The organism is Pseudanabaena biceps PCC 7429 (genome assembly GCF_000332215.1).
Taxonomy (GTDB): Bacteria; Cyanobacteriota; Cyanobacteriia; order Pseudanabaenales; family Pseudanabaenaceae; genus Pseudanabaena; species Pseudanabaena biceps.
The window spans coordinates 1-14,902 of the sequence record NZ_ALWB01000156.1 but is presented as its reverse complement, the minus strand read 5'-3'; the positions used below and the strand labels follow the sequence as shown (position 1 = coordinate 14,902).

Sequence of the window (14,902 nt, the reverse complement as noted above, 5' to 3'; positions counted from 1 at the left end):
GGTTTGCTGATTTCCCTCATTTTTGCTATGGCTATTGCTGGCTAACTCAATGCCTATTTTCTCCCTTTTGTCAATGCGTAACTTCTAATTCCATATAGTTTTTAAACTAGGAGAATCGATCAGCGCTAACTCAAGATCAGCACGTTGCTCTCTAATAATGCATTCCCATGCATTGAACTCTTGAGGCATATCAACATAGATCCGCTTAATTAGATGTTCTAGCAAAGTTTTAAGCCGATTTCTAACCTCCTTTTTTTCAGAACGCCCCAAGGATTCGATCTCCTCTATCAAATTTTCTAAGTCCACATGGTCAAAATCCCTAGCTCTTAGCTTGGCTACAGTTTCTTCAGTCCATAGCAAAAAGTCTGTCTCATATAGAGAGGCATTGAGAGATTTACGAGTTATCGCCTGTGTCATTTTGATATGGCTCCTTTGCTATAAAGTCCAAAGAAATTTTTGAAAGTGCTGCAAAGCGGCGCTTTCAAAAATTTCTTTGGATTTTGCTTCAGCGCTTTGCGCTGTAAGTGCAATTATAAAGGCATAGAATATAACTCTGTGTCTTCATCACGAATCAAGCAATCACACAAGCAATCACAATGGACTTCGAGCCAGCCTACAGCCGCTATCCCCTTGCTACGGTAAATCAACGCCTCGGAGCGCTCATCGTAGACTTTTTAAGTTGTTGGTTTATTTCCGAATTAACCGTATCGATCCTATCGATTGACTCAGCTAATCCTCTACATCTATTTATATTTATCTCGACATGGTTTGTCTTTCGCGTATTTATTGCCGCACGGGCGCAGGGGCAAAGCTTTGGGAGGTGGCTGATCAGCATTCGCGTGATTGATGCGGAATTTGGTAAAACGGCTGGACTCGGGGCATTTATGAAGCGGGAGATATTTGTTTTTATCTGTGCCATTTTTCTGATCAAGACGATTACCTCGACCCTCATTGTCTTTGCGTGGATTCCCTTTGTTGCCGATGCTGCCTTTGCGATTGTCGATAACGAGAAGCGCCAAGCTTTCCACGATCGCATTAGTGGTACGATTTCCATTCAAACCCGCAAAGGCTTTGCGATCGATGAAAAATTAGGCAAGCTCTTCAACAAAGCAGGGCAGCAAGCAACGCAACTCTATCAAAGTCGTCAAGATCGCTCTGCCTATGAAGACGAATATAGCGCCCCTCGTCCCAAACCTAAGCGCCGCCCACGGACAAAATCGCGTCCACCTCAAGATTTTAATTTTGATCGAGATAGTAATTTCGATCGCTCTTATCAGGATTCTTATCAAGCCCCTTACACCGATCCCTATGCTGAGCCTTTAGATCCACCCAGAAATGCCTACAAAGGGGATGTGGATGGTTTTGACGATTGGGATAAGGATGATTCCCTTGATGGTTTTGGCGATCGCTCAAAGTCCTACGGAAATACCTATGAAAAGCCCTACGAGGATGAACCACCAATTAAGCGATCGGCGCGTCGTCCCAGACGGAGATAGTTAGCCTTTAGAGATCGCTCATCCTCGTAAGGTTTGCTTAGGACATAAAACTCTAAAGATGATTGGCGGCGCTTCGCGCCGCCAATCATCTTTAGATGAACGTTGTGGGGACATATTTTAGTTGTTTTTAGTTATTGTGATGATAGGCATCGAAAAGAATCATGCTTAAAACTTTGTAAAGTTTAGTACAATGCTTAACATTCTCCTTGGTAAGTATTTATTCTCATTGACATGACATTAGACCAATTTCCTTGGCTTACCGCGATTGTCCTGCTGCCGCTCGTAGCTTCCCTACTCATACCCGTACTCCCCGATAAAGAAGGTAAAACTGTACGTTGGTATGCATTAGGTGTAGGCATCGCCGATTTCACTTTAATGTGCTATGCCTTCTGGAAAAACTACGATCCGAGCAACGCGACATTTCAACTCGCGGAAAAGTACACTTGGATACCCCAACTAGGACTTAGTTGGGCAGTTTCAGTCGATGGTATATCTGCACCTCTAGTTTTACTTGCTGGACTCGTTACCACACTTTCTATTTTCGCTGCATGGCAAGTTAATATTAAGCCTCGCCTGTTTTACTTCCTCATGTTGGTGCTTTACTCCGCACAGATCGGCGTATTCGTTGCCCAAGATTTACTCCTCTTCTTCATCATGTGGGAAGTAGAGCTGATTCCAGTCTATCTGCTCGTCTCGATCTGGGGAGGTCAAAAACGTCAGTATGCTGCTACTAAATTTTTGCTTTATACCGCTGCCGCATCTATTTTTATTCTGGTCGCAGGTTTGGCGATGGCGCTCTATGGCAATAACCTAACCTTTGATATGACCGAACTAGCCCTGAAGGATTTCCCTCTTGCCCTAGAGCTTCCCCTCTATGCTGGTTTGTTAATAGCCTTTGGTGTGAAGCTTGCTATTTTTCCTCTACATACTTGGTTGCCCGACGCACATGGCGAAGCCTCGTCACCTGTATCGATGATTTTGGCAGGTGTCTTATTAAAAATGGGGGGCTATGGTTTAATTCGCCTAAACATGGGATTGCTTGACCATGCCCATGTTTATTTTGCGCCTGTTTTGGCAATGTTGGGGGTAATTAATATCGTTTACGGTGCGGTGAATTCCTTTGCTCAAACTAATATGAAGCGCCGACTTGCTTTTTCTTCAGTTTCCCATATGGGTTTTGTCTTGATCGGCATTGCCTCATTCACTGACTTAGGGATTAGTGGCGCGATGTTGCAGATGCTCTCCCACGGGTTAATTGCCTCAGTCTTGTTCTTCCTTGCTGGCGTAACCTACGATCGCACCCATACGATGTTAATGACGGAGATGGGCTATATCGGTAAGGTGATGCCTAAGGTATTTGCTTTGTTTACCGTTGGCGCATTAGCATCTCTTGCCCTGCCTGGTATGAGTGGATTTGCGAGTGAAATATCGATTTTTGTCGGCATGACTTCTAGTGATGCTTACAGCTCGACTTTCCGCACAGTAACCGTATTTTTGGCTGCTGTGGGTGTAATTCTCACCCCGATCTATTTACTTTCGATGTTGCGGCAGATTTTCTACGCTTCCGATGCTAATCCCACCTGTGACATCAATCCTAGCTGTGATATTTCCGATATCAGTCTCAGAGCGCAGGGACATCAAGATGTAGTTTGTTTTGGTACGAGTTGTGTTTTGCCTAGCGAAGCCGACTTTAGCGATGCGAGACCTCGCGAGGTATTTATCGCCGTTTGCTTCCTAGTGCCAATTATTGCGATCGGTGCTTATCCTAAGCTCGCAACCAATTTCTACGATGCAACTACCGTTGCTATCAATTCCCAAATGCGTATGGCTCACGAGCAATTTGCCCTTGAAAAGAATGCTCAAGTTTTTGCTGAAAGGAATGATTTCCCTACCTTAGCGTTAGCTAGCAAAAAGCTATAACTACTCGCGTTAGGATAAAATCAAAACCCAAGAAGAGAAGGTTGGCGCTTGCGCCAACCTTCTCTTCTTGGGTTTTATAATAGCCACTTAAATAAAAACAAAAACACGCTCTGCGTGTTTTTGTTTTTATTTATCTGCGACGAATTTTAGGGACTTGACGAGTAGAAAGATCGCTCTCATCTAAAATTTGTTTAACTTGTGGCTGGGATAGGACTAACTGTACATCAGCAACTAGACGATCGCCCCAAAGATTTTCGACGAGATAGGAGACTTTCCCATAGCGAGGGTCGATTTTCATCGCTTCGACTGCCAATTGTAGAGCCTTATCGCGATCACCCTTACGATAAAAAGCCGTAGCTAGAGCAAGGGTTGGTTCGGCAGCCAGAAACTCAACTTTTTCCGCTTGCTTGAGGGAGTTTTGCCATTTGGCGATCGCCTGATCGACATTGCCCCTTTCGTACTCGACTAAGCCGATGTTATTAGTTGCGGCCCAAAACTTGGTATCGAGATTTAATACATCGTTATAGATTGATACCGCTTCATCATAACGCTTAGTTAAGAAGTAAGCGTTGCCTAGATCGAACATCGCCGTGGCTGCTTTGGGTTCTAGGGATAGTCCTTTTTTTAGGTTGCTAATAGCTTCGGGATAGTTCTTATTGCGAAGGTAGGCTGCCCCCAGACTAAATAGAATTGTGGGTTCGTCTTTTTTGAGATCGTTTGCCATACTCAGAGCAGCGATCGCCTCAGCATATTGCTCCTTACGCAGATAGATACTGCCGAGAATGCCTTGGGTTTGAAAAGCTTTTGGAGCTAATTGCGCGGCTAAGCGGGCACGAGGTAAAGCCAAATCATACTGCTCAAATTGAGCAAGTTGGGCAGCTTCTCTTGCCAAGTTGAGCGCTTGCTCTTCTAAATTGCCAAAATTGATTCTTGTCGTGTGGGGCAGAAGAGCTTGGGCGCGGAGAGGAGAGGCTCCAACGCTAACAGATGCAAGTATTGCCAGCAACCAAATTCGATAGCGCACAGGTATAACTCTTACCAATTATGAATGTAGTGTGATTGTATTTCAAATGATAGCGCTTCTTTATTAAAACCGATTTTTGGTTTGCCAAAAATCCAGAAAATGAAGGAGGGGAGTGAGGTCGTCCTATCTAATTTTCTAGGTTTTAAAGATTTTTTGAGTAGCGATGCTTGCTAGAATATCTCTAGAATTTTGTTTGATTTATTAATCATATTTAAGAAAACTGCTATGGACTTCGTAACTTCCCTATTCTCCAGCATTAATTTTCAGCTAATTTTTCAATTGACCTGCTTAGCTCTAATTGTTATCTCTGGTCCCGTCATTATCTTTTTGCTATCTGCCAATAGTGGCGACTTGTAATTTCTACCACTGCTTGTAAAACCAAAAGAGACAGCGCATAGTGCTGTCTCTTTTGGTTTTATAGCTGTCGCTGTACTAGGATATAAACCCCAAGAATTGACTGGCGGCGCAAAGCGTCGCCAGTCAATTCTTGGGGTTTGATTTGTCCTAAGTCAAGGGACTATGGCTATATATTTTGTTGCCACTCACGTTAATTAAAGTACCTGTGGCTTCGCTTGCGCTCAGCCAACGTAGCTGAGCGCAAGCGAAGCTAGATAACTGGCTTACTTTTCCCGTTATCTCTGAAACCCTCTCTGTGCAAGGGTTTCAGAATCCACCCTATTTGCAATAAGTTTCACTTAATGACAATACGCAACGCTAGAATAAGGCTTGTGGCGGTAGGAATATTGACGGTTACGCTGGAATAAAAAGATAACGGGAAAAGTAAGGTAAGTAACTGGGCACAATTAAATATAAAATCCTCAAGTCTATAGCGCACGCTGCGCGTGCGCTATAGACTTGAGTTCTGTTTTTAATTATGCCCAGCTACTCACACAAGATTGGGATATGCAAGATTGGGATATGCAAGAGTATTTACAAGAATATTTACAAGAATATTTACAAGAATATTTACAAGAATATTTACAAGAATATTTACAAGAATATTTACAAGAATATTTACAAGTTAGCGAAGCGATCGATTGGCAACATTCTGACATCATAAAATGCGCCCATCAAATTGCCTCAAGACTCAAGACTCAAGAAGCGATCGCCAAAGCCTGCTTTGAATGGGTGCGCGATGAGATCGCCCATAGCTATGACTATCAAAGGAATCCCGTCACTTGGCGAGCATCAGAAGTTCTCCATTACAAAACAGGCTATTGCTTTGCCAAAAGTCATCTCTTGGCTGCCTTGCTCCGCGCCAACCAAATTCCCGTAGGTTTTTGCTATCAACGATTGAGCATTGACGATCGCGGCGCTCCCTACAGTTTGCATGGCTTTAATGCCATTTACTTACCTGAGATTGGTTGGTATCGAGTTGACCCAAGAGGAAACAAAGCAGGAGTCAACGCACAGTTCAAACCACCACAAGAGCAATTAGCCTATAGGATTCAGTTGCCTGAGGAAGCCGATTTTCCTGCCATTTTTGCCGAACCAATGGAGATAGTGGTAAAAGCTCTGCAAACACAGACCAAGTGGGACGATATGTTGCGCCACCTTCCAGATATCTCGCTAGCTTCAGCGCAAGATTATGGCTTATGTCGGTAACTCTATGAATGGATTTATAGATTTATAAGCACCTCAACATAATTAACGTCAGTTCGGGTTAAGCTGCTAAATTTTAAAATCCCAAAAGTAAAAGCCTTGCATAGCAAGGCTTTTACTTTTGGACTTTGAGAAAGGGTTTGCGTAGCAAACCCTTTCTCAAAGCCCGTTTCCAATTATCCCGAACTCACGTTAATTAAAATCCAGATCTAAAACCTGCGGCGCACGCGCAGCGTGCGCCGCAGGTTTTAGGGTTTTACATTTAATTAAGCCCACTTACTTAGATATAATTTTGCTCATGACACTAAACTACCGATCGCTGCCCGCTCAATTGCCCAATCCTAATGCACTTGGGGCGATCGTCGCCCTACATGGTTGGGGTGCAAACTGTGACGATCTGATCTCCCTTGCGCCTCTTGTGGGACTCCGCAACTATCAATGGATCTGTCCTGAAGCCCCCTTTAATCATCCGATGCCCAATGGCAAGATGTGGTATGACTTACAAAGTCTCGATACAGAAGGACTAGCCCATAGTTGCGAACTGCTCAGTCAGTTTCTCGAAGATCTCCCTGCCATGACTGGTATTCCCTTAGAGAAAACTTTCTTGTTAGGTTTCTCCCAAGGTGGCGCAATGACCCTAGATGTGGGTTTAGTATTTCCCCTCGCAGGATTGATTGCTCTAAGTGGTTATCTGCATATCACAGAGGAACAGTTACAGGAAATCGCCCATGAATCATTACCACCGATCTTAATTGCCCATGGTACACAAGACCCAGTAGTTCCGATCGGGATCGCCCGTAATACCAGAGAGATGTTCGATCGCTTGGGCATAACTGTAGCCTATGAGGAATACGAGATGTCCCACGAAATCCGTCCTGAAACCTGCGATCGCATTCAAGCATTTATCTTGGAACATCAAGCCAAGTAAAACCAAAAAAAATCCCAATTGTCCCTTTAGATCGGCTTAGATCGACTTTTACAATTTTTTAGTCCCTTTTTGTTGGTAATTTTTGTTTGTAATTTTTGTTTGTAATTGTTTTTATTTGTTTTAACAGCTAGTCAATTTTTGATATGACAGTGTATTGTAAAGATCGAAATTAAGAATCTATATATAAAAGGAGATATTGTATGAATCTTTCAGATGCTCAAGTTTTCACAGCATTAGTTGTTGCACTGTTCCCCGCAGTATTAGCAGCTTTATTAGGTTCTGCTCTTTCCAACTCCTAGTCTAATTCCTAGTCCTCATCTATCTTTTTTACAGCCTAGAGGTTGCGAATGGTTGCCAAACGAGACTTATCTCCACATTTTTCTCCACAAGTACCAAAACAAACCCCGCGATCGCAGGGTCAGTACGGACGAAATGATGTGGTGAGTATACATTCGCGTAGCAACCATTCGGCAACCTCTGGTGCTAGCTCACCATCGGTACAGAATGGGGCAAATAGCTACAGTGAAGCAGTTGCTCAGAACGTCCAGCGCAAAAAAGAGCAATTTTGCCGCGCCAAGGCAACTGAGTCCATCATCGTCATTGCCGTCAACGTGGCCTTATCCTTGGCGGCGATCGCCGCGATCACCAAGTTGCTTCCCTACCAGTCATCCCAAAAAGATCGTCTCGACGAAATCACTACAGAGGTCAACTCCGTCGAGCAAAGGGTCAATGGAATGCGCGATAAATTACCCCAGACCTTAAATTCGGGCAAGTCTCAAGAAATGCTGCTGAGAAAACAAGGCTGGATCAAAAACAATCAAATGACCATCAAGCTACTCGATCCCTCTGAAGTCGCAACTCCTAATACGGATGGCATGATGCCCACTACGACCACGGCTCAAAAGCCCAATCAGCAAAGACCATAGACTATCTAGGGCTCGGCAGTGTGATCCGCCGCTTACTTTTTCAGATTTTCGTCTCGCTCTAGTTCGATCAATCGAATCGCCAATAAAATTTCCGCGAGCATTCTCTGCCAAGCATAATACCAGCCCTCCCATCCATCCCAGATCCCGCCTTTGAGGATGAGGCAGTAAGGCAAAATTATGATGGGTGCGATCGCTTTTTGTTGGCGAAGGCGATCGGCAAGGCTGAGCTGAGATGGGGGCGTGCTAAATAATTTTTGAGACTCGATCTGCATGTACCGATCTTGCGCCCATAGCCAACGGCTGAGGGACTTGCGATCGTCATGATTAATATAGGATTTGAGACTTCCAGACTCACCATCTATCCTTAACAACTGGGTATGTCCATCGTCAATGTAAACAGCTTTATGTTTGCGAAAGAGAACTTGGCGCGGTGGCAGTAATGTCCCCTTCAATGGTTTCCCAAATACACAGTATCGAAAGGGAGCAAAATAGCCATCAAGTAGTTCCGTATGGGGAGAAGCAAACAGCGATCGTATTTCTTGGATTATTGCTTCCGACAAAACATAATCCGCATCCAGAGAGATTACCCATTCAGAATCAATTTGTTCTAATCCATAATTCCATTGAATTGTATGGGTATCAAAACTCCTTTGATAGATTTCTACTTGGGGATATTGATTTAAAATTTCTAAGGTGCGATCGCTACTGAAGCTATCAATTACAACTATTCTTTTTGCCCAATACAACTTCTCTAAAGTCCGTTCGAGATTGGGTTCCTCATTATAGGTCAGAATTAGCGGCGTAATTGACTGGAGCATTTGCTTTCGGCTCTTGTTTCAGCTATTGCTTAAACTATTAAGTACCTCAGCATAATTAAAATCCAGATCTAAAACCTGCGCGTGCGCCGCAGGTTTTAGGGTTTTATATTTAATTAAGCCCACTTACTTATCCAAGCTTTTGACTATAGCAATCCTAAATGATTTAGCTCACAAGCGAAACCCATTTATATAGCAACGAAATGGTTACTTAGGGACTTGCGATTTAATGAAGTACCAAATATAAAACCAGAATCGGTGGCGCGGCTCCGCCGCGCCACCGATTCTGGTAAATCTGGATTGGTATCTTATTTTCTCGCAAGTCCCTTAGCATATCTCCAACAAAACCTGAGATCAGTTCAGGTTTTGGAAAGCGGCAAAGGGTAGCACGGCAGCGATCGCCTTAGGCATTGCCCCCGTTACAGTTTTAACTGCCATATCCCATAGTTTCGCAGGTTCGAGATCTGCGCCGATCATCCGCCAGATGCGCATCAACTCTTCCGTATGCAAGCGATTATCTTCAGTGAGCGCAAGCAAAATGCGGCGACGGATATATTCTCCATCCTTAGAAGTTAAGAACTTAAAGCCCATGCTTGCGGTGGGAATGATATCAAACTCACCGTCGGATTTGGCGATCGCGAGTAAGTTCTCTAACCTCGACCATTGAAACTTATCATCTTTAAAGAGAATTTCTAGCAGACGTTGCCGTAGGCTATCGGACTCATCGGTGAGCAAGCGCCTTGCGACGTAGGGATAGGCAACCTGCACGATCCGAAATTCAGGATTGAGGCTGAGGGCGACACCTTCCTGCGTGATCACCGAGCGAATGATTAGCGCAAACTTGGCAGGCAAGCAGAAGGGATAATCGTACATTACCTTGGAGAAGCGATCGGTAACGACCTTAAAGTTAAAGTCCTTTACCTTTTCCGACATAATATCGCCGAGTACGGATTCAAGAGCATTGACAATTGGCTTCATTTCAATGTCAGGCTGCAAGAAACCAAGTCGGACGTAATCTTGCCCTAGCTCGTCATAGTCCTTATTGAGCAAATGTACGACGGAATCGACTAACTGTTCCTTCGTTTCTAGATCCAACTGATCCATCATGCCAAAGTCGATATAGGCCATCTTACCATCGTAGGTAGCAAAGAGATTTCCGGGATGCGGATCGGCATGAAAAAATCCAAATTCTAGAAGTTGACGCAACCCCGACATCACACCTATGCGAACGAGATTATCAGTATCTAGTCCTGCTGATTTAATCTGTTCGATTTCATTGAGCTTGATGCCATCGATCCATTCCAAGGTCAAAACTTTATGGGTGCTGTACTGACGATAGATGGCAGGGACTTTCACATCGGGATCGTTTTTAAAATAACCTGCAAAGCGTTCGGCATTAGTTGCTTCGTGGGCATAGTCAATTTCTTCAAATAGCTTCAAACCGAACTCATCCACGATCGCTTCTAGGCTATTACCCAGATTAAGGGGTAGCAAAGGCCCTAACCAAGAAGCAATGCCCCGCATTATGTAAAGATCGAGGGTCAGCATGGGAATTAGCTCGGGGCGCTGTACCTTTACGGCAACTTCTTCGCCAGAGTACAAAGTCGCCTTATAAACCTGCCCTAAACTTGCCGCTGCCACGGGGTCTTCGGAAATAGTGCGGTACACCTTATGTACTGGCTTGCCTAACTCATATTCCACGATCGCGAAGGCTCGCTCGTTAGAAAAGGGTGGCAACTGATCTTGCAGTTTGGTAAGTTCTTCAAGGAAATCAACACGCACCAGATCGGGACGGGTCGATAAAGCCTGACCAACTTTGATATAGGTGGGACCGAGAGCAGTAATAATGCGTCGTAACTGCTCGGCGAGTCTCGGTTGACTCACAGTATTACCAGTCAAGACATCCCAGCCAAAAGCGAGCCCAAAACTGATGGCAAAATAAATGATTTTAAAAATCCGACCAAGTGCTAACCAAGGACGACGACCGTAATAGGTGGCATTGGCTTTGGCATCGTAGCAATTTAGCTGTTCGAGAGGATGCTGACTCACGCTGATAATTACCGTTTTTATATCCGACTAATCTATCAGTATACAAAACTACATAATATACTTGTAATAATTTTTTAAACACCCATGACTAATTCTCTCAAGCGAACCCCTCTTTACGATCTCCATGTTGCCGCTGGTGCAAGATTGGTGGAATTTGGTGGTTGGGAGATGCCCGTCCAATATAAGGGAATTGTCGCAGAGCATAGGGCTGTTCGATCGCAGGTGGGGATGTTCGATGTGTCCCACATGGGCAAATTGACGATCTCAGGTAAAGGAGTTCTCGATACCTTGAATAACCTCGTACCATCCAATTTAGGAAGGGTAAAGGTGGGGCAGGCTCTATATACGGTTTTGCTCAATGAGCAGGCGGGAATCATTGATGATGTGATTTTTTATCGCCATGAACCCGATGGCGATCGCGAAAATTGGTCTGTGATTGTCAATGCTTCTACCACCGAAAAAGATAAGGCATGGTTACAAGAGCATTTAGGCGATCGCTTAGTCGATAATTCTGCTTCCCAAACGCTGATTGCCGTACAGGGCAAAACTGCGATCGCGACTTTACAGGATCTGATCGCTTCAGATTTGATGAAGTTACCGAGGCTGCGCTTTGGACATACCCGCACTGAAGTCCTCGGCGTTCCCAGTTTTGTAGCGCGGACGGGCTATACGGGCGAAGATGGTTGCGAAATCATGACCGATATCGAAACAGGTAAGGCGCTTTGGCAAAAACTGCTCGATCTCGGCGTTGCTCCCTGTGGTTTAGGTTGCCGCGACACCTTGCGCCTAGAAGCGGGAATGCATCTTTACGGGCAAGATATGAACGATACAATCACTCCCCTTGAGGCTGATCTAATGTGGATCGTCCATCTCAAGGAAAAGGGGGATTTTATTGGCAGAGCCGTTTTAGAAGATCAGAAACTGAATGGAGTACCTCGCAAGTTAGTTGGTTTAGAATTGGAAGGTCGCAATATTGCCCGTCATGATTATCCAATTCGTTACGAAGGCGAAACCGTTGGCATTGTCACCAGTGGCACGATGTCGCCAACCCTAGGTAAAGCGATCGCTTTTGGCTATGTCCCATCCCATCTCGCAAAAAACGGTCAAATTCTCCAAGTCCAAATTCGCGACAAAGAGTTTCCCGCCAAAGTAACTAAGCGCAATTTTCTCTAGGGCTTGAATCCAAATAGCTCAGATCTCTTGTTTCTTTTCTACTCCCTTCCCACTAAAAAAATAGACATCAAAAACCAAGAATTAGTGTTAAGGCGCTTCGCGCCGCGACACTAATTCTTCACTGGGAAGGGAGTAGCTTGCATAGGATCAGAATTGCCGTCAGATTATCATGTCCATTGACATTATTTCCTAACTCCATCAGATTATCTAAACCTGTTTTCAGATCGATTTCTTCATGGAGAATTGGCAATAAATGCGATCGCCAATTCTCCTCGATCACATCGTGATCGCACAAACCATCGGAACATAAGAGAAATAGGGTTGATTCTGTTAAAGAGAGAAACTGAATTGATGGTTCTAGGTCATCGCTGGGATTTGGACCTAGGGCTTGCGTCAATTGATGAACATCAGGACGAGCTAGCGCCTCCTCCAGATCCATCCCCAGATCGAGTAATTGATTGAGAACTTCATGGTCGCGGGTTAGCTGTTGGAGTTGGGCAGAGTCGGAAACAACATCCCCAAGCGCATCTAATTCTAGGAGTTTCTCCGAGCCATCAAATTCTACATTTAATGCTTTTGGGCTATCGGTCACTTTATAAATGCGGCTATCACCAACATGGGCAATCACCACTTCTAGATCGTGAATGGCAAGCATAACCAACGTAGTTCCCATTCTGCCAAGGGAAAGTCTTAGTTCCTCTTCATTCTTAACAAAAATTGCTTGATTAGCATTACGAATGATCTCCTTCAGCTTATTTTCTCCAGGTAAGGTATCCATCCAAAAAGGTTGAAACTGTTCGGAGATCGAATTAATCACGATCGCACTTGCCTCCTCACCGCCATCATGCCCACCCATTCCGTCACACAAGACAAATAGCCCATGCTGGCTGCGATCACTGGCTTGACTTTTACCATGGGCGCTACGGGATTGGAAAATCGTGACAAAGTCATCTTCATTGCGATCGCGTTGCATCCCCGCATCGGTCTTGCCACCATAAATAATATCTTGCAAGCAGATTGGCGAGGCTTGCCCCGATGCATCGATGACAGGGGCTGTCCTTGCCGAACTGATAATAGTCGATAAATCCGCACTAATATCTCTGGGATCCTCCACCTTTAAAGCTAAATCAGGCTCTAAACATAGGGATGACTCATCTGTCCCTGCGACGGCTTCGTTCGCGATTTGCCCCGTAATTTGCCCCGTAATTTGCCCTATGGTTTGAGAAGAAGTCAAATTTTTTACTTGGATTTTTATATCCCCTAACATGCTTTCTAAATTTAGAGGCTTGGTGGGGTTAGAAGAAGGCTTAATTGCCTCATCTCCAAGGATATTTAAAGCAATATCTGGCGCAATTTTAGCCGAGACCTTAGTACCACAAGATTGACAAAATTGGTAGCTATCGGGGTTTTCGACCTTACAACTAGGACAGATAATCATCATTATTCCTGTTCTGTGGATAATATAGAGGTTTTAAATGAGTGCATACTCACTTGAAAACAAAAAATCAATCTCAGTATGGGTTCTAAGTTTTTACTTTGCCTACGGCAAAATAAAAACTGCTATAAATTCTACATAATTATCTATGTTACCCCCTTCTCCGTAAATAAAATGAATGCACCATCATTTGCAAAACACCATAGTTCATAATGGGAGAGAAGAATTAAGGTATTCAAACCGATGACTGATTCTACCAGACTCAATCCCGCTGAAGAAATTGTTCTTGGGCGAGACTTTATGACGCTTTCTCAGCATGTTCTTTCGCAGTTTGGAACATTTTCGGCTGAGGCATACGATCTGAGTGCATTGATGGGACGGATTGGTTTAGCAGGGAAAACCATTGCTCGCCACCTGAGCCGTGCTGGTTTAGCCGAGAATGTCCTCGGGGTCACAGGTGAGATCAACGTGCAGGGCGAAGCGGTCAAAAATATGGATCGCTATGCCAATCGAGTTTTTTTACGCGCTTTTGAACAAAGTGGTTTAGTCTGTCGCCTTGCTTCTGAGGAAATGGAAGAGCCCTACTATATTCCTGAAAATTGTCCCATCGGTCGATATACTTTGCTCTACGATCCTATCGATGGCTCTAGCAATATCGATGTTAATTTAGCGATCGGCTCCATTTTCTCTATTCGACAACAAGAGGGAAATGATGAAGCGGGAGAGGCTCTAGATTTACTACAGTCAGGACGCAAGCAGATTGGAGCGGGATATATTCTCTACGGAACGAGCACAATGCTTGTATATTCCCTTGGGAAGGGGGTTCACGCCTTTACTCTCGATCCTAGTATTGGTGAATTCATTCTTTTTCAAGAGAATATCCATATCCCTGCCAATGGTTCTATTTATAGTGTCAATGAAGGGAACTTCTGGCAATGGGAAGAGCCAATGCGTGAATATGTTCGCTACATTCATCGCCAAGCGGGGAATACCGCCCGTTATTCTGGAGCGCTCGTTGCCGATATTCATCGGATTCTCTTTCAAGGTGGTGTATTTCTCTATCCAGGCATGGTCGGGCATGAAGATGGTAAATTACGACTACTCTACGAGTCTGCGCCGCTGGCATTCCTAATCGAACAGGCTGGTGGTCGGGCCACTACAGGCACTCAAGACATTCTCGATGTAATTCCCAAAAAATTGCACAGTCGCACACCTTTATTTATCGGCAGTTCCGAAAACGTCAAAGTAGTAGAGTCCTTTTTAAACCCATAAAATCAATAGCGATCGCCTAAACCCTTGATTGTCCTCGATTGTCATATTTTGGGCGATCGCATCATGGGGAATGAGGACATATTGCCAAGGTAGCCTTGGGCAGCTCAAAGGGGCTAGATGCTGAAACGCTCATTTCATGACAACAAAAAAGTGCAAATACGTCGCGCTTTAACTGCTATAGAAACGTAAGAGATCGCGGGGACAAATCAAAACCCTAAAGATTAGTGGCGGCGCTAAGCGCCGCCACTAATCTTTAGGGTTT

At 44.4% G+C, this 14,902-nt stretch carries 14 protein-coding genes; 9 read left to right on the top strand and 5 right to left on the bottom strand.

Annotated features, from left to right (window positions below; all coding sequences use genetic code 11):
• Nucleotides 1-84: 84 nt before the first annotated feature.
• Nucleotides 85-417, bottom strand: a complete 333-nt coding sequence (locus PSE7429_RS16040) for a DUF29 domain-containing protein (RefSeq protein ID WP_009628315.1) — start codon at nt 415-417, stop codon at nt 85-87.
• Between the two features lie 179 nt (nt 418-596).
• Here PSE7429_RS16040 and PSE7429_RS16035 point away from each other — a divergent pair, with 179 nt between their 5' ends.
• Entirely contained in the window at nt 597-1,496 is a 900-nt protein-coding gene (locus PSE7429_RS16035; protein WP_009628314.1) for an RDD family protein, read from the top strand.
• 231 nt (nt 1,497-1,727) lie between these two features.
• Entirely contained in the window at nt 1,728-3,416 is a 1,689-nt protein-coding gene (locus PSE7429_RS16030) for an NAD(P)H-quinone oxidoreductase subunit 4 (protein WP_009628312.1), read from the top strand.
• A 130-nt stretch (nt 3,417-3,546) separates the two neighbouring features.
• On the opposite strand, the gene PSE7429_RS16025 is transcribed toward PSE7429_RS16030, so the two are convergent.
• A complete protein-coding gene (locus PSE7429_RS16025) occupies nt 3,547-4,440 on the bottom strand; it encodes a tetratricopeptide repeat protein (protein ID WP_009628311.1) in 894 nt (297 codons plus the stop codon).
• Nucleotides 4,441-4,665: 225 nt separating this feature from the next.
• Between PSE7429_RS16025 and psb30 the strand changes: the two genes are divergently transcribed.
• The 5 genes from psb30 to PSE7429_RS16010 all read left to right on the top strand — a co-directional run bounded on the left by psb30 (nt 4,666) and on the right by PSE7429_RS16010 (nt 7,896).
• Entirely contained in the window at nt 4,666-4,797 is a 132-nt protein-coding gene (psb30, locus tag PSE7429_RS24545) for a photosystem II reaction center protein Ycf12/Psb30 (RefSeq protein WP_071590161.1), read from the top strand.
• Nucleotides 4,798-5,343: 546 nt separating this feature from the next.
• Entirely contained in the window at nt 5,344-6,045 is a 702-nt protein-coding gene (locus PSE7429_RS16020; protein ID WP_009628310.1) for a transglutaminase-like domain-containing protein, read from the top strand.
• A 295-nt stretch (nt 6,046-6,340) separates the two neighbouring features.
• Nucleotides 6,341-6,970 carry an alpha/beta hydrolase gene (locus PSE7429_RS16015; protein ID WP_009628309.1) on the top strand — a complete coding sequence of 210 codons (630 nt, stop codon included), beginning with the start codon at nt 6,341-6,343 and terminating at the stop codon, nt 6,968-6,970.
• 200 nt (nt 6,971-7,170) lie between these two features.
• The gene (psaM, locus tag PSE7429_RS24540; protein ID WP_009628308.1) at nt 7,171-7,269 is read left to right on the top strand and encodes a photosystem I reaction center subunit XII; all 99 of its coding nucleotides are present in this window, start codon (nt 7,171-7,173) and stop codon (nt 7,267-7,269) included.
• 48 nt (nt 7,270-7,317) lie between these two features.
• Nucleotides 7,318-7,896 carry a slr1601 family putative cell division protein gene (locus PSE7429_RS16010; protein ID WP_009628307.1) on the top strand — a complete coding sequence of 193 codons (579 nt, stop codon included), beginning with the start codon at nt 7,318-7,320 and terminating at the stop codon, nt 7,894-7,896.
• Nucleotides 7,897-7,928: 32 nt separating this feature from the next.
• Here PSE7429_RS16010 and PSE7429_RS16005 read toward each other — a convergent pair whose 3' ends face one another.
• Nucleotides 7,929-8,714, bottom strand: coding sequence for a glycosyltransferase family 2 protein (locus PSE7429_RS16005; RefSeq protein WP_009628306.1), 786 nt, complete (start codon nt 8,712-8,714; stop codon nt 7,929-7,931).
• 351 nt (nt 8,715-9,065) lie between these two features.
• The gene (locus PSE7429_RS16000) at nt 9,066-10,760 is read right to left on the bottom strand and encodes an ABC1 kinase family protein (RefSeq protein ID WP_009628305.1); all 1,695 of its coding nucleotides are present in this window, start codon (nt 10,758-10,760) and stop codon (nt 9,066-9,068) included.
• A gap of 84 nt (nt 10,761-10,844) precedes the next feature.
• Between PSE7429_RS16000 and gcvT the strand changes: the two genes are divergently transcribed.
• Nucleotides 10,845-11,933 (top strand): glycine cleavage system aminomethyltransferase GcvT, encoded by a 1,089-nt coding sequence (gene gcvT / locus PSE7429_RS15995; RefSeq protein WP_009628304.1) that lies wholly within the window; start codon nt 10,845-10,847, stop codon nt 11,931-11,933.
• A 118-nt stretch (nt 11,934-12,051) separates the two neighbouring features.
• Here the strand turns inward: gcvT and PSE7429_RS15990 are convergent, their stop codons facing one another.
• Nucleotides 12,052-13,374: a protein phosphatase 2C domain-containing protein gene (locus tag PSE7429_RS15990; protein WP_083888422.1), complete on the bottom strand. Its 1,323-nt coding sequence runs from the start codon at nt 13,372-13,374 to the stop codon at nt 12,052-12,054.
• Nucleotides 13,375-13,611: 237 nt separating this feature from the next.
• Between PSE7429_RS15990 and fbp the strand changes: the two genes are divergently transcribed.
• Nucleotides 13,612-14,640 (top strand): class 1 fructose-bisphosphatase, encoded by a 1,029-nt coding sequence (fbp, locus tag PSE7429_RS15985; protein WP_009628302.1) that lies wholly within the window; start codon nt 13,612-13,614, stop codon nt 14,638-14,640.
• The last annotated feature ends 262 nt before the right edge of the window (nt 14,641-14,902 follow it).